The sequence below is a fragment of the Roseobacter sp. genome (genome assembly GCF_024639605.1).
In the GTDB taxonomy this organism is placed as follows: Bacteria; Pseudomonadota; Alphaproteobacteria; order Rhodobacterales; family Rhodobacteraceae; genus Roseobacter.
Genome location: NZ_JAHEHZ010000037.1, coordinates 1 through 23,255, shown reverse-complemented (window position 1 = coordinate 23,255; position 23,255 = coordinate 1). Strand labels below are relative to the sequence as shown.

19 protein-coding genes and 1 pseudogene are annotated in these 23,255 nt (G+C 60.4%); 9 read left to right on the top strand and 11 right to left on the bottom strand.

From position 1 onward, the window contains the following. The 4 genes and pseudogenes from Q0M35_RS07025 to Q0M35_RS07010 form a co-directional block, all read right to left on the bottom strand. Positions 1 to 442, bottom strand: a pseudogene (locus tag Q0M35_RS07025) (sterol desaturase family protein); the annotation flags it as partial. Next, positions 432 to 1,187, bottom strand: a complete 756-nt coding sequence (locus tag Q0M35_RS07020) for a class II aldolase and adducin N-terminal domain-containing protein (RefSeq protein WP_295313573.1) — start codon at positions 1,185 to 1,187, stop codon at positions 432 to 434. The pseudogene Q0M35_RS07025 and the gene Q0M35_RS07020, both read right to left, overlap by 11 nt. Before the next feature lie 68 nt (positions 1,188 to 1,255). After that, the gene (locus Q0M35_RS07015; protein WP_295313571.1) at positions 1,256 to 2,245 is read right to left on the bottom strand and encodes a DNA topoisomerase IB; all 990 of its coding nucleotides are present in this window, start codon (positions 2,243 to 2,245) and stop codon (positions 1,256 to 1,258) included. A gap of 63 nt (positions 2,246 to 2,308) precedes the next feature. Continuing rightward, positions 2,309 to 2,728 carry a glyoxalase gene (locus Q0M35_RS07010; RefSeq protein ID WP_295313569.1) on the bottom strand — a complete coding sequence of 140 codons (420 nt, stop codon included), beginning with the start codon at positions 2,726 to 2,728 and terminating at the stop codon, positions 2,309 to 2,311. A 49-nt stretch (positions 2,729 to 2,777) separates the two neighbouring features. Between Q0M35_RS07010 and ade the strand changes: the two genes are divergently transcribed. The 6 genes from ade to Q0M35_RS06980 all read left to right on the top strand — a co-directional run bounded on the left by ade (position 2,778) and on the right by Q0M35_RS06980 (position 9,665). Further along, a complete protein-coding gene (gene ade / locus Q0M35_RS07005) occupies positions 2,778 to 4,580 on the top strand; it encodes an adenine deaminase (protein WP_295313567.1) in 1,803 nt (600 codons plus the stop codon). Next, positions 4,577 to 6,040 (top strand): AMP nucleosidase, encoded by a 1,464-nt coding sequence (locus Q0M35_RS07000; RefSeq protein WP_295313565.1) that lies wholly within the window; start codon positions 4,577 to 4,579, stop codon positions 6,038 to 6,040. Before ade ends, Q0M35_RS07000 begins: the two co-directional genes overlap by 4 nt. 140 nt (positions 6,041 to 6,180) lie before the next feature. Beyond that, the gene (locus tag Q0M35_RS06995) at positions 6,181 to 6,471 is read left to right on the top strand and encodes an HU family DNA-binding protein (protein ID WP_169642149.1); all 291 of its coding nucleotides are present in this window, start codon (positions 6,181 to 6,183) and stop codon (positions 6,469 to 6,471) included. Between the two features lie 160 nt (positions 6,472 to 6,631). Beyond that, positions 6,632 to 7,558 (top strand): DMT family transporter, encoded by a 927-nt coding sequence (locus Q0M35_RS06990; RefSeq protein ID WP_295313561.1) that lies wholly within the window; start codon positions 6,632 to 6,634, stop codon positions 7,556 to 7,558. Between the two features lie 188 nt (positions 7,559 to 7,746). Further along, on the top strand, positions 7,747 to 8,616 hold the full coding sequence (locus Q0M35_RS06985; protein WP_295313559.1) for a DMT family transporter: 870 nt from the start codon (positions 7,747 to 7,749) through the stop codon (positions 8,614 to 8,616). Between the two features lie 65 nt (positions 8,617 to 8,681). After that, complete coding sequence (locus Q0M35_RS06980; RefSeq protein WP_295313557.1) at positions 8,682 to 9,665, top strand: GlxA family transcriptional regulator; 984 nt, start codon at positions 8,682 to 8,684, stop codon at positions 9,663 to 9,665. A gap of 8 nt (positions 9,666 to 9,673) precedes the next feature. Here the strand turns inward: Q0M35_RS06980 and Q0M35_RS06975 are convergent, their stop codons facing one another. Then, on the bottom strand, positions 9,674 to 10,306 hold the full coding sequence (locus Q0M35_RS06975) for a class I SAM-dependent methyltransferase (RefSeq protein WP_295313555.1): 633 nt from the start codon (positions 10,304 to 10,306) through the stop codon (positions 9,674 to 9,676). 32 nt (positions 10,307 to 10,338) lie between these two features. Further along, a complete protein-coding gene (locus Q0M35_RS06970) occupies positions 10,339 to 10,806 on the bottom strand; it encodes a glutathione peroxidase (protein ID WP_295313580.1) in 468 nt (155 codons plus the stop codon). 195 nt (positions 10,807 to 11,001) lie between these two features. On the opposite strand from Q0M35_RS06970, the gene msrB reads away from it, so the two are divergent. The 3 genes from msrB to Q0M35_RS06955 all read left to right on the top strand — a co-directional run bounded on the left by msrB (position 11,002) and on the right by Q0M35_RS06955 (position 14,190). Continuing rightward, positions 11,002 to 11,451 carry a peptide-methionine (R)-S-oxide reductase MsrB gene (msrB, locus tag Q0M35_RS06965; protein ID WP_295313553.1) on the top strand — a complete coding sequence of 150 codons (450 nt, stop codon included), beginning with the start codon at positions 11,002 to 11,004 and terminating at the stop codon, positions 11,449 to 11,451. Beyond that, on the top strand, positions 11,448 to 11,969 hold the full coding sequence (msrA, locus tag Q0M35_RS06960; RefSeq protein WP_295313551.1) for a peptide-methionine (S)-S-oxide reductase MsrA: 522 nt from the start codon (positions 11,448 to 11,450) through the stop codon (positions 11,967 to 11,969). Before msrB ends, msrA begins: the two co-directional genes overlap by 4 nt. Positions 11,970 to 12,126: 157 nt before the next feature. Then, complete coding sequence (locus Q0M35_RS06955; RefSeq protein ID WP_295313549.1) at positions 12,127 to 14,190, top strand: PAS domain S-box protein; 2,064 nt, start codon at positions 12,127 to 12,129, stop codon at positions 14,188 to 14,190. Positions 14,191 to 14,195: 5 nt separating this feature from the next. Here the strand turns inward: Q0M35_RS06955 and Q0M35_RS06950 are convergent, their stop codons facing one another. The 5 genes from Q0M35_RS06950 to gltB all read right to left on the bottom strand — a co-directional run. Continuing rightward, on the bottom strand, positions 14,196 to 16,202 hold the full coding sequence (locus tag Q0M35_RS06950) for a hydantoinase/oxoprolinase family protein (RefSeq protein WP_295313547.1): 2,007 nt from the start codon (positions 16,200 to 16,202) through the stop codon (positions 14,196 to 14,198). A gap of 61 nt (positions 16,203 to 16,263) precedes the next feature. Beyond that, positions 16,264 to 17,295 carry a tRNA epoxyqueuosine(34) reductase QueG gene (queG, locus tag Q0M35_RS06945; protein WP_295313545.1) on the bottom strand — a complete coding sequence of 344 codons (1,032 nt, stop codon included), beginning with the start codon at positions 17,293 to 17,295 and terminating at the stop codon, positions 16,264 to 16,266. 63 nt (positions 17,296 to 17,358) lie between these two features. Then, positions 17,359 to 18,024, bottom strand: a complete 666-nt coding sequence (locus Q0M35_RS06940; RefSeq protein WP_295313543.1) for a glutathione S-transferase family protein — start codon at positions 18,022 to 18,024, stop codon at positions 17,359 to 17,361. A 60-nt stretch (positions 18,025 to 18,084) separates the two neighbouring features. Further along, a complete protein-coding gene (gene mtgA / locus Q0M35_RS06935) occupies positions 18,085 to 18,810 on the bottom strand; it encodes a monofunctional biosynthetic peptidoglycan transglycosylase (protein ID WP_295313540.1) in 726 nt (241 codons plus the stop codon). Positions 18,811 to 18,861: 51 nt separating this feature from the next. Continuing rightward, on the bottom strand, positions 18,862 to 23,255 hold a 4,394-nt coding region (gltB, locus tag Q0M35_RS06930), incomplete at its 5' end, for a glutamate synthase large subunit (protein WP_295313538.1).

The following is a 23,255-nucleotide window of genomic DNA, read 5'->3' as shown; positions in this document are numbered from 1 at the left end:
CCGTCCAGAGCGTTATGCCACTGGCGATGTGCCAGAACATATTGTCATATACCTGATGCCCGAAGGTATAGGTTCCGTTGCTGCGCGTCTGATCGCGCGGGTCGTATTTCGTCCTGTCACCCTGTCCTTTGCGCATGATCAGCCAGTAATGAAGGGTGCCCGCGCAGGCGATCTGCGGCACCAGATTGGCCAGCCATACCTTTGCCACCCAACCCCAGGCCAGCACCTGCATCTGCGCAAGTTCCGGCAAAACGGCGAAATAGACAACGAGGGACAGCACAAGACAGAGTGTCGTGGTCGAGACCTCAAGCCAGTAGGCGCTGTACCACTGCAGGATCGCGCGCGGTCGCATTGGCCACTGAAAAAGCGGGTTCTGCGCCAGTGGCGTGGCGGGCCGGAAATTCCAGCGCCCTGCCTCGCGCGCTTCCGCATCAGCTGGCATAGGTGCTTCCTTCTTCATCGAGGATTGCTTTGAGTTCCGCCAGGTGGCGGGCATCCTGTTCCGGGTAGTTTTCAATTTCCTGCGCCGTTTTCTCGGCCACCTCGTCAGAGAGTATCCGCAGCGTCTGGCCGGTCTGCAGCGCCAGCATATAGGTCTGGCAGGCGCGTTCGAAGTAGAACATCCGGTTGAAGGTATCGGCAACTGTATCGCCGATGATCATGATGCCGTGGTTGCCCATGATCATGACCTTCTTCTTCGGATCATCAAAAAGCTGCGCACAGCGCTCACCCTCATCCTCAAACGCAAGGCCACCATAGCTTTCGTCGATCACATAACGGTTGAAAAAGATGCAGGCGTTCTGATCAACCGGCGGCAGACGACTGTCTGCGAGTGAGGCCAGCGCCGTAGCATAAGGCGAATGCACATGCATTGCACAGCGCGCATGCGGACAGTGCCGGTGCAGCCCGCCGTGCAGACCCCAGGCGGTGGGGTCCGGCGCATCCGGGCCCTTCAGCGTATCGGGATCATTGGCATCCACCACAATCAGGTCGCTGGCTTTTATGCGCGAAAAATGCACCTGGTTGGGGTTCATCAGAAAGCGTGTGCCGTCCTCGTTGATGGCGAGGCTGAAATGGTTGGCGACCGCTTCGTGCATATTGAGCCGGACGGTCCAGCGAAAGGCTGCTGCAAGATCCACGCGTTCCTGCCAGTGATCCATATTCAGCCGTGTGTCGTTCCCGTCCATCTGCACGCTCCCTGATTGCCGTACTGTTATCCAAGCACGGGTTCGGGGCCGGCGCCATAAAAATCCGCTCAGGCCGAACCGCCAAGCAGGTGCAGGAGCTGTTCTTCCGCACGGCGCAATCCGGTTTTCTCCGGTGCCTCCCGCGCGAGCCTGTCCCGCACGTCGGACGAAACGTCGGTCAGAGCGATCACATCGGGGTGGATATAGCTGTTGCGAGCGATGGTGTGGGTGTTGTGCAGACGCTCAGCTGCAGCCTCCGACACGGCACGGATTGTCGGTTTTTCCAGCGCGAGGGCCGACTCAAGCGCCGCCGCACTGCCGTTCCAGGTCCGGAAGGTGCGCGCGGTCATGCGGCTGTCGCCGGTAATCTCGGCAATTGTGGCGTTAACCTCGTCCGAGGTCACCCTGTGCGCCTCGCCGCCGTCACTCAGCCAGCTCACCAGTGCAGGTCCCGGCAGATACCCGTGTCGCGTCAGCGTGCGGTTGAGCGTGCTGTCGCGCACCCGCCGCACCACCTTTTTGCCGCCCTTGGCCCGGTAGCGCAGGATCATTGTATCGCCGTCCAGCTCCAGATGCCGGCGGCGCAGCGTCGTCGCCCCGAAGCTGTTGTTCTCACGACTATAGGCCGGATGCCCTACGCGCATCGACAGCCTGTCGATCAGGGCCAGCACACTTGCCACGGCACAGACCCTGTCGCCGGTGTCCTCTTTGAGGTCCGAAAGGATGCGCCGCCGGATGCGCGGCAGCATCTCTCCGAAATCCGCCAGGCGATCATATTTGGCACGGTCCCGCCAGGCCGTCCATTCGGGGTGATACCGGTACTGTTTGCGCCCGCGCGCATCCCGGCCTGTGGCCTGCAGGTGCCCGTCGGGGTCCGGTGAAATCCAGACGTCCTCCCATGCTGGCGGGATCCCCAGAGCACTCAGGCGCACGCGTTCATTCTTGTCGCCGATCGTTGATCCGTCGGGGGCAACATAGCCAAAACCCTTGCCATAGCGACGGCGCCGGATGCCCGGTCCGGTATCAGGGCTGTATGTAAGGGAGGAAGGGATTTTCAAAGGGGGCCGCTATTTTGTCTGTTTCAGGTGCGGTCCAACCCGCCGGCAGCCCCGCCGGTTCCCTCAGAGCGGCCGGCTCGGGACCCATGCGTATCCGTCGTCGCACAGAATATACGCCTCGCGCAGCCCGTGCGGTTTGTCTGTCGGTGCCTGCAGCACCATGGCGCCCGCGGCCTCTGCGCGGGCCGTCGCCGCATCAGGGTCGGTTCCGTAAAACCGGATTTCGACACCGGCCCCGCGCGGCGGGTTTTCAGGCAGGAGCCCCAGCAGAGGATTAGCATGATAGGTGCCATCGCTGTGCAGCTGAAATATTCCGCCCTGACAGGTCACGATCGCAAAATCGTCGCTCAGCCGGTGAATGCCGGTCTCAAAGACGGTTTCCAGAAACCGCGCGGTTCTGCGCACGTCGCGCACCAGCAGATTGATCCCGATGCCCCGCAAAGATTTGCCGAAATCCTCTGCCGTGACGGTTTCGTATTCCATTTGCGCCCTCCCCGCTTGAACCTTGCCAGCACACGTGTCAGGCAAGGATATGTCGCACACACCCTTCCCCGCCTGGCCCGATGTGGCAGAACAGCTGATCGCAACGGCCACCGGCAGAACGCCTGCGGACACCGTCATCAAAGGTGGCAAATGGGTCAATGTCCATACCCGCGAGATTCTCGACGCACACGACATCGCTATTGTAGCCGGCCGCATTGCCTGTGTCGTGCCTGATGCCGGCTATTGCACAGGGCCCGGGACTGAGGTGATCGACGCGCGGGGGCGTTTCATGATCCCCGGGCTTTGTGACGGGCACATGCATATCGAAAGCGGCATGCTGACGCCTGCGGAATTTGCCCGTGCAGTTATTCCGCATGGCACAACGTCGATGTTCACCGACCCGCATGAGATCGCCAATGTGCTGGGTCTTGAGGGTGTGCGCATGATGCATGACGAGGCGCTGATGCAGCCGGTGAATATCTTTACGCAGATGCCCTCCTGTGCACCCTCGGCGCCGGGCATGGAAACTACCGGCTATGAGATCTCGCCTGAGGATGTGGCCGAGGCGATGTCCTGGCCCGGGATCATCGGTCTGGGAGAGATGATGAATTTTCCCGGCGTCTCAAACGCCGACCCGAAGATGCTGGCTGAGATCGCTGCGACGCAGAACGCGGGTAAAACCGTGGGCGGGCACTATGCCTCGCCCGATCTCGGGCAGGCCTTTGCCGGTTACGTCGCGGGCGGGCCTGCGGATGATCACGAAGGCACCTGCGAGGCGGATGCCGTGGCCCGGATGCGCCAGGGGATGCGGTCGATGATCCGTCTCGGCTCTGCCTGGTACGACGTGGAAAGCCAGATCACCGCAATCACCGAAAAGGGGCTCGATCCGCGCAATATGATCCTCTGCACGGATGACTGCCATTCCGGAACGCTGGTGAATGACGGGCACATGAACCGGGTCGTGCGCCATGCGATTGATTGCGGCTGTGACCCGGTGGTGGCGCTGCAGATGGCGACGATCAACACGGCCACACACTTCGGTCTGGAGCGCGAGATCGGCTCGCTGACCCCGGGCCGGCGGGCGGATGTGATCCTGACGTCAGATCTGAAAACCCTGCCCGTTGAGCTGGTAATGGCGCGCGGTCAGATCGTGGCGCGCGACGGCGAATGCCTCGTGGACTGCCCGCATTACGACTGGCCGGATTCGGCGCGCCGGACGGTCCGTATGGGCAAAGAGCTGGGAGCGGAAGATTTCGGGATCGAAGCGCCCGCAGGGGCCAATGCTGTGACGGCCAATGTCATCGGTGTCGTCGAGAACCAGGCGCCGACCAGGGCGCTGAAATTCGAGCTTCCCGTAACCGAGGGCCGTGTGCAGGCCACAGGTGAGGTCTGTCAGATTGCTCTTGTTGAACGTCACCGCGCCACGGGCCAGGTGACGAACGCTTTTGTGTCGGGCTTCGGTTATGAGGGGCCTATGGCCATGGCCTCAACCGTGGCGCACGACAGTCACCATATGATCGTCGTGGGCACCGATGCCGCGCATATGGCGATGGCAGCGAACCGGCTGGGCGAGGTCGGTGGCGGTATCGTGATCTTCAGGGATGGCGAGGAACGCGCGCTGGTGGAACTGCCGGTGGCTGGCCTGATGTCCGACAGCCCCGCATCGGAAGTTGCGGCAAGGACCGGGCGGATGATGCAGGCCATGCGCGACTGCGGCTGCACGCTCAACAATGCCTATATGCAGCATTCGCTGCTGGCTCTCGTGGTCATCCCGGAGTTGCGGATTTCCGATCTGGGGCTGGTGGATGTGCGCACTTTTGAATTCATTCCCGTACTGGAACCCGTCTCATGAGCGATATCCTGACACCGCAGAGTGCGGCCCCCGAAGCCTTCGACGATGCAAAGGCCGCCGTTGCGCGGCTTGAAGAGCTATATGCGCAAGCCACTGAATTTCTCTGTGAGCATTTCATGGAGGCAATGGCAAACGGTGCGCCATCGGGCAGGGTCCGCGCTTTTTATCCGCAGGTGTCGCTGACAACCTCAAGCTATGCGCAGGTCGACACCCGACTCAGTTTTGGCCATGTCTCCGCGCCGGGTACTTATGCTGCGACCATATCGCGTCCGGATCTCTTTCGCGCCTATCTCACACAACAGATCGGTCTGCTGATCCAGAACCACGGCCAGCCGGTGATCGTCGGCGTCTCCGACACGCCGATGCCCGTTCATTTTGCCGTGGCCAGCGATGCCGGCACGACAGTGCCACAGGAAGGTGCTGCAGACTTTACCCTGCGCGATTTCTTTGACGTGCCGGACCTGAGCACCACCAACGATGACATCGTGAACGGCACACTCAACAGCGAGGACGGTATCGGCCCGCTGGCCCCGTTCACAGCGCAGCGGGTGGACTATTCTCTGGCGCGGCTGTCGCATTACACGGCCACAGACCCGGAGCATTTCCAGAACCACGTGCTCTTCACCAACTACCACTTTTATGTCTCCGAGTTCGAGGCTTATGCCCGAACGCAGCTGCGTGACCCTCAGTCAGGTTACACGTCCTTTGTCTCGACCGGCAACGCCGAGATCACCGATGCGGATGCGCCGCTGGCGGAGACCGCCAGGACACCGCAGATGCCCACCTATCACCTCAAGCGCTCCGATGGCTCGGGGATTACGCTGGTGAACATCGGCGTGGGGCCGTCAAACGCCAAAACCGCAACGGACCACATCGCCGTGCTGCGTCCGCATGCCTGGCTGATGGTCGGCCACTGTGCGGGGCTGCGCAACAGCCAGCAGCTCGGAGATTTCGTACTCGCGCACGCCTATCTGCGCGAGGATAAGGTGCTCGATGATGATCTGCCGCTTTGGGTGCCGATCCCGGCGCTGGCCGAGATTCAGATCGCACTTGAGCAGTCGGTGGCAAAGATCACCGAACTCGAAGGGTACGATCTGAAGCGGATCATGCGCACCGGCACGGTGGCGAGCCTTGATAACCGGAACTGGGAGCTGCGCGACCAGCGCGGACCGGTGCAGCGGCTGAGCCAGTCGCGGGCTGTGGCGCTCGATATGGAAAGTGCCACAATCGCCGCCAACGGGTTCCGGTTCCGGGTGCCCTACGGCACGCTTCTGTGTGTCTCCGACAAGCCGCTGCACGGCGAACTGAAGCTGCCCGGAATGGCCTCTGACTTCTATAAAACACAGGTCGCGCGGCATCTGATGATCGGAATCTGCGCTATGGAGCACCTGCGGAACATGCCGCTGGAACGCATCCACAGCAGGAAATTGCGCTCGTTTGAGGAGACTGCATTCCTCTGACCCGGGAAAACAGGCGAAAATCCGTTAAAAAACGCATGTTTTTCCTTAATATGCACTACTAATCGTTGTGTTCTTACACAACATCCGGATAGATTCGATGCATGAGGCCCTACTGATCGGGCAGCGAAGGAGATAATAAGATGGCAACCAAACCAATGACAAAAACCCAGCTCGTCGCCGCACTGGCCGAAGAGATGGACACAGACAAGAAATCCGCAAGCGCTGCACTGGATGCGGTGTGCTCGCTGATCACCCGTGAAGTATCCGGTGGCGGTGCTGTGACACTCCCCGGCGTTGGCAAAATCTACTGCCGCGAGCGGCCCGAGCGCATGGTCCGCAACCCTGCGACCGGCGAACAGTTCAAGAAAGACGCTGACAAAGTGGTCAAGATGACCATTGCAAAAGCGCTGAAAGACAGCGTGAACGGTTAATCCCGGTACATGCTACCTGTCAAAGGGTCACCTTCGGGTGGCCCTTTTTTAGTGTGCCGGTGCGGTTGATCTGATCAATCAGAGCGCGGTACGGCCGGACAAAGCTGATACTCGGCAAGTATCGCGGGACACCATGCCGGACGCATGATAGCCGTACCGAATGACAGCAGCTTCCACTGAATCCCGGCCAGCGGTTCCATACCCGGTCGCGGTGATGGGAGTGTTTTTCGCATCAATCTGTTTTGGGCTGGTTCCTTACTTCAGCCGGGGACTGACTGAACAAGGCGTGGCGCCCTATGCCGTCGCATTTTATCGCTACATCGTCGCTGCAGTTGTGCTGTGCCCTCTTCTCTTCACGCACCGGAAAGCATGGCGGGAGATCGTCTGGGGCCTTTCCGCCGGAGCTGTTATGGGGCTTGGATGGATAGGGTATGTAACGGCTTTGAAAACGTTACCTGCGTCCACCGTGGGCGTGCTTTACATGACTTATCCGGTATTCACGATTGTCATCGCCCGGGCCTTGTTTGCCGATGCCCCCACGCGGCGTGCGTCAATAGCGTCTGGCCTGATCGTGCTGGCGGCGATTATCGCGGGATCACCGGCCTCTGTCCCTATCGAACAGTTGCCACTCTTGGTGATGTCACTCGCAGCGCCATGCGGTTTCGGTTTCGGGATTTGCGTGCTGGTGCACAAACTGTCCCGGATCGCACCCCTTGCACGCATCGCCTCAGTTTCGGTGGGCTCGATACTGGGCCTTGCACCGCTCGTTTTAAGGTCTGACATTGCTGAATTGCTCCCCGGAAACCGGTCTGACTGGCTGTTGATCGTCGGAATTGGCCTGATTACAGCGCTTGTCCCGCAACTCATTTACACCGTTTGCTCGCCTGTCATTGGCACCTCCCGGACTGCGGTTGTCGGGAGCGTGGAACTGCCAACCATGTTCGCTGTCGGAATTTTTGCATTCGGCGAGGCGATCACATCACCCCAGGCCATCGCCTGCGCCCTTGTGCTTGGTGCGATCGCCATCACGAGAAGTCGAAAAACACGCACCGTTCCGACTGTTCTCGCCAAAAGTCCAAACCAGTAGGTCCGGGCCAGAAGCAGTTCTTCATTGCGCCCGCGTCGACCGTCTCCCTTTCACCCGGTCGCAGGTTCGCTCTTTGCCCTGCACCTGTCGCGGTTTCCGGCTGAAACCGGGGGCCGCATACCTCTTGCGCGCATCTGCGATCTGGCCGACTGTCCGGCGACAGGCAGGCGGGAAATCAAAGGCATCTCATGGACATTCGCGCGATACTGATGGGGCTCGCCTTTGCAATGATGTGGTCGTCGGCCTTTACCTCCGCGCGGATCATCGTGGCAGATGCTTCGCCCATGGCTGCGCTGACCCTGCGCTATCTCATCTCGGGGTGCCTCGGCGTCGGTATAGCGCTGGCCCTTGGCCAGTCATGGCGTCTGACGCCCGCGCAGTGGCGCGCGACCGTGATCTTCGGCGTGCTGCAGAATGCCGTCTATCTGGGCCTCAATTTCGTTGCCATGCAGACCATCCAGGCCTCCGTGGCGGCGATCATCGCCTCGACGATGCCATTGCTGGTCGCGCTTGCCGGTTGGATGTTTCTGGGCGAACGCCTGCGGCCTCTGGGCATCGCCGGCCTGATTGCCGGGGTGGCGGGTGTGGCGCTGATCATGGGCGCGCGCATCAACGGCAGCGTGGACATCACCGGTCTGATACTCTGCGGCATTGGTGTGGTGGCCCTCACGATTGCCACGCTCTCGGTGCGGGGGGCCACCTCGGGCGGAAATTTCCTGATGATCGTCGGGTTGCAGATGCTGGTGGGCTGTGTCGCCTGCGGCCTTGCAACGCTTCTTTTCGAAACCCCGCGCCTCAACCCGACCTGGGAGCTGGCGGCGGCCTTTGCTTATACGACCATCGTGCCCGGGCTGGCCGCGACCTTTGTCTGGTTCTGGCTGGTCAACCGGATCGGGGCCACGCGGGCTGCGACATTTCACTTTCTCAATCCGTTTCTGGGGGTGGCTGTGGCGGCGCTCCTGCTGTCTGAACCGCTTGGCGGGCGGGATATCATCGGGGTCGCGATCATCGCACTTGGCATCCTGGCGGTGCAGATTTCACGACAAAGAGCGTCGTAAACCGCACAGGATCCAGGCGTTGCCCGCGCTAGCATCCGGCAGTGAGATCCGCGAAAGACAGTGCCATGACACCGGCGGCCGGCCCGAAATCCTATGCGTTTGTCCTGATCCCCGGCTTTTCGCAACTGGGCTTTGCCTGTGCGCTCGAAGCGCTGAGCCTTGCGAACCGTTACCCGACAGGTGGTCCGTTCTACACCTGGCGGGTGCTTTCAGAGACCGGCGAGCCGGTCGCGGCCTATAACGGTGTGACCACGGCAACTGACGGGCCCCTGACAGAGCTTGCACGCGATGAAACACTTGTCATCTGCGCGGGCGAGGATGTCGGCCGCAATACTTCGAAAAAGTTGCTGAGCTGGCTCAGACGCGAGGTGCGGCGGGGCATGGATTTCGGTGCCCTGTCCTCGGGCACCTATGTGCTCGCCCTGGCCGGGCTGATTTCGGGCAAGCGGGTGACAACGCACTGGGAATACCGCGCAGCCCTCACTGAAATTTTGCCTGATGTGATTATGGAGGATAATATATTTTCCAATGACGGACGGGTTTTCACAACGGCGGGCGGGGCTGCATCGATGGATATGATGCTCGACCGGATCAGGACCGATTACGGTGCTGATCTGGCGACATGGGTCGCCGATCAGATGGTTTATACCAACCCGCGACTGCCCGATCATGCCCAAAGGGTGGCACTCATAACCCGGCCCCGGGTCCGTAATCAGAAACTCGCGCTGGCCCTGCAGATCATGACCAACAACATCGAAGATCCCATGTCGCCGGATGAAATATGCGATCTGATCGGGCTGTCGACGCGACAACTGGAACGGCTCTTCGCCCGCTATATGGGCAGCTCACCAAAGCGGTACTACCTGCGCCTTCGTCTGGCCAAAGCGCGCGATCTTCTGCGCCAGACCGACTTTTCCGTAACCGACGTCTGTGTGGCCTGCGGCTTTCGCTCTCTGTCGCATTTCTCCAAAAGCTACAGGGCGGCTTATGGCATCAGCCCGGGTCTCGAAGGCGGTACAGCAAAGCTGGTCTGGCGGAACACGGAATAATCGCGCGCTCAGACTTTGCGGAAGCTGACCACGAGACCCTCGTCGCTGCGGTGCGGTCCTTGCGCCGCCGGGCCGTAAATTGGCAGGCTGAACTTTTTGAAATCGCGGATTGCCTCGCCGAAACCTGAAAATTTCGCGTCAAAACCACGCTCTTCAAAGTGCTCTGTCTTAACGGTCAGCACAAAGAGTGCGCCCGGGGCTGCGACCCGCATCAGCTCATCCAGCGCCTCCGGGCCCACATGTCCGTGGGTGAACGTACCCGAGCTTACCACGCCGTTATAAATGCCGCTCTCAAGCGGCAGTGGCTGCGTCAGATCTGCGACGAGGCGATGGCGGTAAAGCCCCTTGCCGCGCGCCACATCCAGCATCTCCGGCGAAAGATCCACGGCGTCGATGTCCCTGAGACCCTGCGCGTCGAAGGCTGCTGCGACCTGACCGGTCCCGGCACCCGCATCCAGAACGGGGCCCGCGCCGCCCAGGTCGGAAAAGATCCGCACGACGTGGCCCGGCATCAGAAAATCCATTGCCGCGGCAAAGGTCTCGTCATAGGTCTCAGCCCAGCCGGCATAAAGCGCGCGGTTGTCGTCGGGCGTTTTCAGCGCATAGGCTGCGTCCAGCCCGGGTGACTTGTCCTGTGCCATGTCCATGTTCCTCCCCGGGAGCAGAATGGCATTCACGACCCGTTCAGCAAAGCCTCAATCGCACCCGTGATATCACCCGACATCGGTTTTGTGCCCGACCCCCAGGTGCCCGCAACCGACCCGTCCGGGCCGATCAGCACCTTGTTGAAATTCCAGCGCGGCACAAATCCGCTATCAGCGCGCAGGTCTTTGTAGAAGGGATGCGCGCTTTTGCCTCTGACACGGGTAATATCTGTCATTGGCAGATCGAGGGCAAAATTCAGCTCACAGAACTCTTTGACTTCTTCGCCGCTCGCCAGTTCCTGATTGAAATCATCAGACGGAACGGCGAGTACCACAAGACCCTGATCCCGGTACTTGTCATAGAGCGCCTGCAACCCGTCATACTGGTAAGTAAAGCCGCATTGCGAAGCGGTGTTGACGACCAGCACGGGCTGTCCTGCCCAGTCGGCAGTATTATGGCTGCCGCCATCGATGTTCGTGAAGACGTGCGGGCCCATCCCCGCCAGTGCTGTGGTGGCGGAAAAAAGGCTCACTGCTATGATGCTCAGAAGTTTCATTATCATCCTCTCCTGCTGTTGGGTGGCAATATAGAGCGTCTTTGTACGCAGACACGTGATCACAGGTCGCAGAGTTTCCTCTTTTCATTCGCGCACGGCACCATATCTTTCACTGCAAAGGGAAAGGAGCATCATATGCCCGAGTATAAAAAGACCGACGAAGCCCTGAAAAAGCTGTCACTCGAGGAATTTCGCGTGACCCAGCAGAACGGTACCGAACGCCCCGGCACCGGCAAGCTGCTGGGCAACAAAGAGCCTGGCATCTATGTCGACATCGTGTCCGGCGAGCCGCTTTTTGCCTCTGCGGATAAATACGAGAGCGGCTGTGGCTGGCCCAGTTTTACCAAACCCATCGAGCCGGCGCATGTGCAGGAACTGCGCGACAGCACCCTGGGAATGATCCGAACCGAGGTGCGCTCCACGCACGGCGACAGCCACCTGGGCCATGTTTTTCCCGACGGCCCCCGTGATCGTGGCGGCTTGCGCTATTGCATCAATTCGGCATCACTGCGGTTTGTGCATCGCGATGATATGGAAGCGATGGGCTACGGCGATTATATCAGTCAGGTGGAGGATGTGGCATGAGCCATCAACGCGCAGTACTTGCCGGCGGCTGCTTCTGGGGCATGCAGGACCTCATTCGCAACCGGCCGGGTGTGATTTCAACACGTGTGGGCTATACCGGCGGTGATGTGCCGAACGCGACCTATCGCAACCACGGCACCCACGCCGAAGGCATAGAAGTGATTTTTGATCCGGAGGTGACCAGCTTCCGCAATCTGCTTGAGCTGTTTTTCCAGATACATGACCCGACAACGCCGAACCGCCAGGGCAATGACATCGGGCTCAGCTATCGCTCGGCGATTTACTATGTCGACGAGGACCAGAAACAGGTGGCCCTGGACACAATATCTGATGTTGAGGCCTCCGGGCTCTGGCCGGGTAAGGTTGTGACCGAAGTGGAGCCTGTGGGCCCGTTCTGGGAAGCGGAACCTGAGCATCAGGATTATCTTGAGCGGTTCCCAAATGGCTACACCTGCCACTTCCCGAGACCCGGCTGGGTTTTGCCGAAACGCACCGTCTCCGCAGAGCCTGCGGAGTGATCCCAGGCGGCAGCGCTTTCCGAGGCGCTGCCGTCACGCTGAGGCGGGAGGCGGGTGCAACTGAAGCTGGTCCGGTGGCCGGCAACGGTCATCATCCGAATAAACAGGTTCTTAATCCCCGGTAAGATACAAGCGCGCATTGTTGCAGGAGACACAGATGCGCTTTTTCGCTCGCAGAACCGAAGATACTTCTGAGATAAACAATGATGCCGAGGGACTTTTTGAGGCGCTCGGACGGTCTCACGCCATGGTGTGGTTCGATGGTGACGGGAAGGTCACCCGGACCAATGATAAATTCTGCGAAATAATGGAATATAAGCCAGACCAGGCAATCGGCATGCACCACGACGCGTTTCTGGCCGAATTTGACGAACCCTACCGTCACGACAAGCAATTCTGGGATGCGATTGCCAAGGCGGAAACGAGCTCGGAAATCGTGCCCCGGGTGACCGGTACGGGCAGGCCGGTATGGCTGTCTGCGACCTATCTGCCTGTGCCGTGCTCCTGCGAGGGCACGTCGTGCATGGTGAAAATGTTCCGCGATGTGACCGAACGCGAAACCGTGGTGCGCAACGCGCGCAGCCAGTTCGAGGCAATCTCCCGCGAACAGGCCAAAATTGTATTTGAGCTCGACGGCACCGTCCGCGAAGCAAACGACCGGTTTCTGGAGGCCATGGGTTACACCAGTGACGAGGTGGTCGGTAAACATCACAGCATGTTTGTACATCCCTCTTATGCGGGCACTGCGGAATATGAGAAATTCTGGTCGGACGCCCGCGGCGGGGAACTGCAATCGGGAGTTTTCCGTCGTTTCGGAAAAGGCGGACGGCTTTTGTGGCTGCAGTGCGTTTATTCTGCTGTACTCGATTCAGACGGGCGGCAGATCGCCGTGATGAAGATCGCGACCGATGTCACCGAACGCGAGCAGGCCGGCGACCAGGTGACCGCGATCTCACGGGTGCAGGCAGTGATCGAATTCAATATGAACGGGGAAATTCGCAAGGCCAATGACCTGTTTCTTGATGCTATGGGCTATTCGCTGGATGAGGTGATGGGGAAGCATCACAGCATCTTCATGCCCGAAGGCGAGGCTGAACAGGAAGAGTACGAAAAGCACTGGAACGTCCTGCGCGCAGGAAAATTTCATCAGGGTGATTTTCGCCGGCGCCACAAGGACGGCTCTGATGTCTGGATACAGGCAACGTATAATCCGGTGTTCGGGCCCGCCGGCAAACCGGTAAAGGTCGTGAAATACGCAGTCGATATAACACCGCGCGTGCGTGCTGTGGGCGACATCCGCCGCGGTCTTGCGGAACTGTCTGAGGGTAATCTGGGAGTGTCTCTCGATACGCCCTTTGCAACCGAGTTTGAGCAACTGCGCCAGGACTTCAACGCGACCCAGAAACGGTTGCTTGAACTGGTAAGCAGTGTGGTGAAATCCACAGAGGAAATTCAGGCCGGAACCACGGAAATCACCCGGGCATCAGAAAGCCTTAGCAGCCGGGCCGAGAGTCAGGCCGCCTCGCTGGAGGAAACCGCAGCCGCCATTACCCAGATGGCAGCCTCGGTCAAATCGACAGCTGAAAATGCGGAGAAAACCAGTGACGTGGTCCGGAAAACCAAATCCCGCGCCGCCAGCGGAACGGATATTATGGCGCGGGCACGGGCGGCAATGGACGCAATCTCATCCGGCTCTTCTGAAATCTCTTCGATTACTTCAGTCATCGACGACATCGCGTTTCAAACTAATCTTCTCGCGTTGAATGCCGGGGTCGAGGCCGCGCGCGCAGGGGACGCGGGTCGCGGGTTTGCCGTCGTGGCCTCGGAAGTGCGCGCTCTGGCGCAAAGATCATCGGAGGCAGCAACCCGTATCGCCGGGCTGATCTCCAAATCCTCGGAGCAGGTCGATGAGGGCGTTAATCTTGTCTCACTGACGGGAGAGTCGCTCTCGGAAATCGAGCAGTATGTGTCGGAGGTTGCGACGATGGTGGACGATATAGCAGCGGCAGCCGCTGAGCAGTCCGGGGGTCTCTCGGATATCACTAATTCGATCGGGAACCTCGACAGCGATACTCAGAAGAATGCCGCGATGTTCACGGAAACCCGGACCACCACGCAGTCACTTGCCAGTGAGGTCGCCTCGCTGGGCAGAATAACAGCCGAGTTCAATGTCGGGGCAGGCATTGAAGCGACGCGGCCACCTCAGCGGCTGGCGTCATAAGCGGCTCAGCCACTGGCGACACGCGGCCGGCCTGTCGCCTCCACAGTGACCGTCGCCTCGACGAAAACGCTGCGCGCCTCGACATCGGCGCTTCGGATGTCACGTGACACCCGCATCTGGATATCCACAGCGCCCGCCAACCGGGCGCGGGTCTCGGTCTCGCTCCGGAGCAGGGTTTCCAGAGCGGAAAGCGCCGTTTCCTGATCCGTGAAATCTTTCGGCGCGCCGGCGGAGTGTATCCGGAAACGGCCCTCGCCAGGAGAAGTTACAGTACCACTTTGCCGCATGGTTATCTGTCCGGCAACAGCACCGATTGCATTCGCAACACCACCATGACCGGGGAGGATCATCCGGGTCCCAAGGCGTTCCCCGACCGCCGGATAATAGGCGTGCGCCGAAGCCCCGAGGCCCACCACAGGCAGGTTCAGCCCGGTATCGATACGCAGCAGGCCCCGGTGCCCGCTCAGGCCCCGCTGCATCAGAACATGTTCTGCAAGATCTTCAGGCGCCGGTCCGAAACCTTCTCCCTCTTCCGCCAGAGCGGATTTCAGCAGCGCGACGCTGGTCTGGTGGGTCAACTGATCGATAATCATCCGGGCCAGCGCTTCCGCACCACGTGCCAGAACGTTCCCGCTGCCCGTGCGGCGCCGCGACATGAGCATCAGCGCCTTGCGCGCGGCATCCGCATCCCATGCGTCAAGGGTGCCCACGATATGGCTCGCATCTGATGCGGTTACCGCGCAGATCTGAACGAGGCCCCTCTCCACCAGCCTTTTCAGCGCGCCATGCTCAAGCCGTGCGCGCAGAATATCGCCCGCCGGGTGCACGGCTGTTCCGATCCGTTCCAGCAGTGCCGTTTCCCGCGCACCCAGACCTTCGGCGTGCTGCCCGGCCACAGCGCGCAAGAAGCGTCCGTCATGTTCTGCCGGAACAGTTGATCGTAACTGCGCATCAAGCGCCGCATGCACGATCCCGGGCGCTTCTCCGGCCAGCAGAGAGACCGGTACCACACGCCCGGGGCCGAGGTGCACCCCCCCTTTCAGGCCTTCAGCCACGATGTGAACTTCGCTGTCTCCGCCAAGGCCGGTCGTGCGCATAGCAACCGCTTCAACCATCGTACGGTAAGGTCCGACACGCGCGCCCGCCGGATCGATCGCGGGCAGACCATCGCGCAAAACGGCAATGTCCGTGGTCGTCCCGCCAATATCGCTGACCAGCGCGTTTTCAGCACCCGTCAGCCAGCGTGCGCCAACGATCGAGGCCGCGGGGCCGCTGAGGATCGTCTCAATCGGTCGCTCGCGCGCCTGGGCTGCGGAAATCAACGCGCCGTCACCACGCACAACCATCATGGGCGCGCTGATCCCGGTCTGCTTCAGGATGTCTTCTGCCCGTCCGATCAGACGTTCAATCATACCGATCAACCGCGCGTTCAGCACCGCCGTAACCGCCCTCTTCGGACCATTGAGGCGGGACGAAAGCTGATGCGACGCAGACACCGGACGCCCGGTCGCGGCGGCGATCATTTCAGCAGCGCGCAGTTCATGCGCCGGGTTGCGTGTAGCGAACTGTGCCGCCACCGCGAAGCTGCTGACCCCCTTACCATGCAATTCCAGAAAATCTGCAATTGCCTTTTCATCAAGAGGCGCAGCCTCTCCGCCCGCATGATTGTGCCCGCCCTCACAGATCAGAACCGGGTCCCCGCGCAACACTTCTGAAAGACCATGTACATCAAGATCCCGCGCCCGAAAGCCGATGTAAATCAGCCCGATACGCCCGCCCTGACCTTCCACCAGCGCGTTTGTCGCGAGCGTCGTGGAGAGCGATGCCATAGCGACATCCCCGGCATTCTCTCCGGATGCCACGAGCACCGCGCGCACCGCTTCACCGATGCCGATCGCCAGATCATGGCGCGTGGTCAGCGCCTTGGCCGAGGAGACAACCTCAGTTTCATCCCGGATCAGCACCGCATCCGTAAAAGTCCCGCCGGTATCGACGCCCAGTAAAAGCGTCATCCGGACACCTCAGACAAGATCTTTATTCGCACCACATGATAAATCGTTCTGTCCCTCCGCGTCATGCGTTCAGTTCCGCCAAAGCCCATTGCGCCGCATCTGCCACTGCCGCATCGGCATCCCCGGTGAGGCCGGCCACGACCGGAGCGAGATCCGCAAGGCCGGAATTCCCGATCGCGTAAAGCACATTGCGCACGAACCGGTCGCGTCCGATGCGTTTGACCGCAGAGCCTGCGAACATCGCGCGAAACGCCGCATCGTCCAGCGACACAAGGTCTTCCAGCGCAGGCGCTGTGTGATCAGGGGGGGCCAGAAGTCTGATGTCCTGTGCCGCGACGGCGAATTTATTCCATGGACAGACCGCCAGACAATCGTCGCAGCCATAAATGCGGTTGCCGATGCCGCGGCGCAGGTTTTCGGGCACCGGCCCTTTGTGTTCGATGGTCAGATAGGAGATGCAGCGGGTCGCATCGAGTTGCCAGGGGGCCGGGAAAGCATCAGTTGGGCAAATATCGAGACAGGCACGACAGGAACCGCAATGTTCTTTCTGCGGCTCATCCGGCGGCAGATCGAGTGTTGTGAAAATTGCACTCAGAAACACCCAGTTGCCAAAATCCCGGCTAAGCAGATTGGTGTGTTTGCCCTGCCAACCCAGTCCGGCGGCCTGCGCCAGTGCTTTTTCGGGCACGGGGGCGGTATCGACAAAGACTTTCACCTCGCAGTTTTGCTGCGTGATCAGCCAGCGCGCCAGGCGTTTGAGGCGTTTTTTCACCACATCATGATAATCGCGGCCCCGGGCATAGACCGAGACCGCGCCCCGGTCAGGCTGACCCAGAACCGACAGCGGATCTTCGTCAGGTGCGTAACTTTCGGCCAGCATGATGACTGAGCGCGCCTCAGGCCAGAGCGCTGCCGGGTTGCCGCGCCAGTGCATGCGCTCCGCCATCCATCCCATCTGTCCGTGATAGCCCTTTGCCACAAATGCGGCGAGACGCTCCGGCACCTCAGGCACCGCGTCCGGGCGACAGATACCGGCGGCAACGAACCCTTCTTCGAGGGCCTGCGCGACCAGCCGGTCTTTCAGAGCCTGCATATCGTCATCTTGCCCGAACCCATCGCCGCGATCCGGCAACCGGCAGATCCCGGCTGAAGCTCATCAGAAGTCGAGGTCATTGTAATGCTTTGGCGGCGGAAAGCCCGAGACCTGGTCCGCGAGGATCGACCGGAAGGCCGGACGCGATTTTATCTTTGCATACCAGTCTTTTACCACCTCAGAGCGGTTCCAGTCGATGTCGGAGATATAATCCAGCGAACTGAAGTGCGCAGCCGCGGCGAAATCCGCAAGTGTCATCGCATCACCTGCAAGCCAGCGCCGGTGATCGAGCAGCCAGGCCATATAATCGAGATGATAGCGGATGGCTTTGGCGCCGGCTTTCACATTGCCGCTGTCGGGATACCCCTGACCCATGACCTTTTTATTCACGCGCTCGTAGAGCAGCCTTGACGTAACCTCATTGTGGAATTTGTCATCAAACCATCCCACCAGACGCCGCACTTCCTGCCGGGCGATCGGGTCTTTGGGCAGCAGCGGCGGTTCGGGCCGGGTCTCTTCGATATACTCACATATGGCGGCACTCTCGGCCATCATCACACCGTCAAGCCGCAGCACCGGAACCTTTCCCGCAGGGTTGCGCCGCATGAAATCCGGGTCTTCCTCCCAGTATTTCTCCTCCACCAGTTCCACCTCGATTTTCTTTTCCGCAAGGCTCAGACGAACTTTGCGACAAAAAGGAGAGAGCGGGACGTGAAACAGGCGGGCCATTCGGGCGGAATCCGTGATTGTCAGGTGCTATACCTTCAATGCCCTTTCAGACGGTCGTTTTCAACTCTGGAAACAGGCCGAACGGCCGTCTTTGCTGATTGTCGCCGCCCCTGAGAGGATCTGCTGCGCCCGCTTGCGGACGAAGTCCGACGGCTTCGACGCCGAGCGCCCCTTCGGATCAGGCAGGATCGCCGCAAGGCGCGCGGCCTGCACATCAGACAAATCGCTGGCCGGGACACCAAAATAATGTGGTGCGGCAGCGCCCACGCCGAACACACCTTCATCAAACTCCGCAATGTTGAGATACACTTCGAGAATCCGCTCTTTGGACCACACCAGTTCCAGCATCGGGGTCAGCAGCGCCTCCAGCGCTTTGCGCGTGTAATTCCGCCCATGCCAGAGATAGAGGTTTTTCACCGTCTGCTGGCTGATCGTCGAGGCGCCACGATTGCCGCCATCCTCGATCGCATCCTGGATGGCACGCACATCAAAACCCCAGTGGGTGCAGAAATTTGCGTCTTCGGCGGCCACCGCCGCACGCGCCATGACCGGGGCGATCTGCGCCATCGGCACCCAGTCGTATTTCACGGCACCCAGCCTGCGGTTTTCGCCGTACATATAGGGCGTGGTCCAGGGCGCCACAAAAACACCGAGGGCCATCACGAGTGCGGCCACCACGAACCCGCCCAGCAAAATACGAAAAACCCAGCGCCGCAGCGCTTTTATAAAAAGTTGCGGTGCGCCGGGGCTTTTCTTCTTTCGACGGGTGGTTTTCCGCTTCGCCATGGCCCGGGTATAGGCGGGCCATGGCGTCTTGTGAACCGAAAGCTGCGGCGATTATTCCGCAGGAACGGCCGCGTCTTCAATCCCCAGCGGATCGGGCAGATGATCCAGCATCTCTTTGGGACAAATCTGCAGGAACTTGCGCTTTTCGGTGTCCCAGTGTTGCAGGATATCCGCGACCCGGCGGCTGCCGGTTTCGCGCAGATGCATCTCGAGCAATTCTTCGAGCTGCCCCAGCCAGTGATCTGTCGTGACCGGGCAGATGACCAGCGTTTCCATATTCATCATGGGCCGCGCTTTACCGTCGGGGTCATAAAGATAGGCCATGCCACCAGTCATTCCTGCACCGAAGTTGGCACCGATCTCGCCGAGGATCACAGCTACACCGCCGGTCATGTACTCGCACCCGTTGGAGCCGCAGCCTTCGATCACGACATTTGCGCCGGAGTTGCGCACGGCAAATCGCTCGCCCGCCCGTCCGGCGGCAAAGAGATAGCCCGCCGTGGCACCGTAAAGCACCGTGTTGCCGATGATCGTATTTTCGCAGGCTTTGATCGGCGAGGCCATGGGCGGGCGTACGACAATCATGCCGCCCGAGAGCCCCTTGCCCACGTAGTCGTTGGCATCGCCCGACACCTCCAGTTTAAGCCCCGGTGCCGCAAAAGCGCCCAGCGACTGACCGGCAGAGCCCGAGAGCTTGACCGTCAGGTGATCGGGTTGCAACGCATTGTTCATGCCGAACTTTTTCACGATATGGCTTGCCGTGCGGGTGCCCACGGTACGGTGCGTGTTCTGCACCGCATAAGAAAGCTGCATCTTTTCGCCGTCCTCAAGGAAGCGCGCCGCATCCCGCACGATCTCAGCATCCAGCGTATCAGGCACCGGGTTGCGCGCCTTGGACCGGTCATAAACGATTTCAGCCGCGCCATCGACGGTAATCAGCAGCGGATTGAGATCCAGATCATCAAGATGCGCTGATCCGCGGCTGACCTGCGCCAGCAGATCGGCGCGCCCGATTACATCATCAAGACTTCGCGCGCCGATCTGTGCGAGAATCTCACGCACTTCTGTGGCGTAGAAGGTGATAAGATTAACGACCTTATCCGCATTACCGGTGAATTTCGCGCGCAGGCTTTCGTCCTGCGTACACACACCCACCGGGCAGGTATTGGACTGGCACTGGCGCACCATAATGCAGCCCATCGCGATGAGTGCCGCGGTGCCGATGCCATATTCCTCGGCCCCCATCATCGCCGCCATGACGATATCGCGCCCGGTGCGCAGCCCGCCGTCGGTACGCAGCGTCACGCGTTCGCGCAGGTTGTTCATCGCCAGCACCTGATGCGCCTCGGTGAGGCCCATCTCCCACGGCAGGCCTGCGTATTTGATTGAGGTTGCTGGGCTGGCACCTGTGCCGCCGTTGTGGCCGGAGATCAGGATGATATCAGCCTTGGCCTTGGCCACACCTGCCGCGATCGTGCCCACACCCGAGGAGGCCACGAGTTTGACGGTGACCTTGCAGCGCGGGTTGATCTGTTTGAGATCATAGATCAGCTGTGCCAGATCCTCGATGGAGTAGATATCGTGGTGCGGCGGCGGACTGATCAGGGTTACACCTTTAGTGGAATGTCGCAGACGGGCGATGAGGTCTGTTACCTTCATGCCGGGCAGTTGTCCGCCCTCGCCGGGCTTGGCGCCCTGGGCCACTTTGATTTCCAGCTCCTCACACTGGTTGAGGTATTCCGCCGTCACGCCGAAACGCCCCGAGGCCACCTGCTTGATCTTGGCCGATGGGTTGTCGCCGTTGGGCTCGGGGACAAAATGCGCCGGATCCTCGCCGCCCTCGCCGCTGTCGGATTTCGCACCGATGCGGTTCATCGCAACGTTCAGCGTCTTATGCGCCTCAGGGCTCAGCGCGCCAAGGCTCATGCCCGGCGTGACGAACCGCTTGCGGATAGAAGTGATGCTTTCGACCTCTTCGATCGGTACCGGTTTGCCCAGCGGTTTGATGTCCAGCAGGTCGCGCAGATGAATCGGCGGATTGCTCTGCATCTTCGCAGAATACTGCTTCCACATCTCGTAGGAAGCGCGGTTGCAGGCCATCTGCAACATGTGCATTGATGTCGCTTCCCAGGCGTGTGTTTCGCCCGATGTACGTGCCTTGTAAAAGCCGCCGATCGGCAGAACGGATCCGTCGCCGCTCCAGCCCTTGCGGTGCACTTCCTCGGCTTTGTGCTGGATACCCCAGATGCCGATCCCCGAAATCCGGCTGGTCATGCCGGGGAAATATTCCGCAACCATCGCGCGGCTGAGGCCCACGGCCTCGAAATTCAGCCCACCGCGATAGGACGAGATGACCGAAATACCCATTTTGGCCATGATCTTCAGAAGGCCCTGGTCTATGGCTGTCCGGTAACGCGCGATGGCCGTTGTGAGGCTGGCGTCCAGCAGGCCCCGATCAATCCGGTCGGCGAGGCTGTCTTCGGCAAGATAGGCGTTTACCGTCGTCGCGCCGCATCCGATCAGCACAGCGAAATAATGCGGATCGACGCATTCCGCCGACCGCAAGTTGAGCGAAGTAAAGGTGCGCAGACCCTTGCGCGTCAGGTGGCTGTGCACAGCACTTGTGGCGAGGATCATCGGCATAGCGACACGTGCCTCGCCCGAGTGCTGGTCGGTCAGCACGATGTGCCCCGCGCCCGAACGCACGGCGTCTTCGGCCTCTGCGCGGATACGCTGCAAACCGGCAGAAAGCGTGCCCGTCTCAAACGAACAGTCAATCTCCACCAGCTCGGCGTTGAAGTGCTTTTTCAGCTCCTCAAACTGCGAATTACCGATGAACGGGCTGTCGAGTGTCAGGATCTCGGTCTGGCTGCTGTCCTCATCAAGCACGTTCTTGAGGTTGCCGAACCGCGTCTTGAGGCTCATCACGCGGAATTCACGCAAACTGTCGATCGGTGGGTTCGTCACCTGGCTGAAGTTCTGCCGGAAGAAGTGGCTGAGCGGACGGTACTGACCCGAGAGCACGGCAGAAGGTGTATCATCCCCCATCGAGGCAATCGTCTCTTTGCCGTCCTCGGCCATTGGTGCGAGGATCTGCTCGAGTTCTTCGACCGAATAGCCTGCGGCCACCTGACGACGGCGCAGCTCACCACCGGTAAACAGCGGCTTTTCGGTCACCCCGCCCAGCTCGCTGTCGAGATCGTTGATCTTGCCGACCCATTCGCCAAAGGGCTGGGAGGCGGCAAGTTTGTCTTTGATCTCAGTGTCATGGAAGAGGCCACCGTTTTTCATATCGACCGCCAGCAGCTGTCCGGGGCCCAGAGCACCCTTCTCCACCACCCTGGCCTCATCAAGCGGCACCATGCCCGCCTCCGAGCCCGCGATGAGCATATTGTCAGACGTCACCACATACCGCATCGGGCGCAGACCGTTGCGGTCCAGCCCCGCGCAGACCCAGCGACCGTCGGTCATTGCAAGGGCGGCGGGCCCGTCCCAGGGCTCCATCACCGAGTTGCAGTAGGAGTACATATCGCGCCAGGCCTGGGGCAGTTCCACGGCCTGCTTGGACCAGGATTCGGGCACGAGCATGGTCTTGGCCATCGGCGCGTTGCGCCCCGCGCGGACCAGTACCTCAAAGACCGCATCAAGGGCGGCACTGTCCGACGAGCCGGCAGCTACGATCGGTTTGATGTCCTCTGCCATGTCGCCGAAGGTTGACGACGCCATGCGGATCTCATGGCTTTTCATCCAGTTCAGGTTGCCGCGCAGCGTGTTGATCTCACCGTTGTGAGCCAGCATCCGGAAGGGCTGTGCCAGCCACCACTGCGGGAATGTATTTGTGGAATAGCGCTGGTGATAGATCGCAAAGGCGCTCTCAAACCGCTCGTCCATCAGGTCGGGGTAGAACTCGGCCACGTCCTGGGCCAGCATCATGCCCTTGTAGATGATCGACCGGCAGGACATCGAGGCGATGTAAAGCGTTGGTACCTGGGCTGCGAGAGCTGCCTTTTCGATGCGCCGGCGGATCACGTACAGTTCGCGTTCAAATGTCTCCTCATCCACGCCCTTGATATTGGAAATCAGGATCTGCTCGATTTCGGGCCGTGTCGCATTGGCCTTTTCACCGAGCACCGAGATGTTCACCGGCACATGGCGCCAGCCGTAAATATAATAGCCCATGCGCAGAACCTCGGTCTCCACGATGGTCCGGCAGGTCTCCTGTGCGGCAAAGTTGGTGCGCGGCAGAAATACCTGCCCCACCGCCATCAGCAGGTCCGTCTTCGGCTGATGGCCAGTGCGGCGCACCTGATCGTAAAAGAAGTTTGCTGGTATCTGCACGTGGATGCCGGCACCGTCGCCGGTTTTGCCATCGGCATCGACCGCACCGCGGTGCCAGATCGCCTTCAGCGCCCGGATGCCGTTTTCAACGACATTCCGGCTTGGTT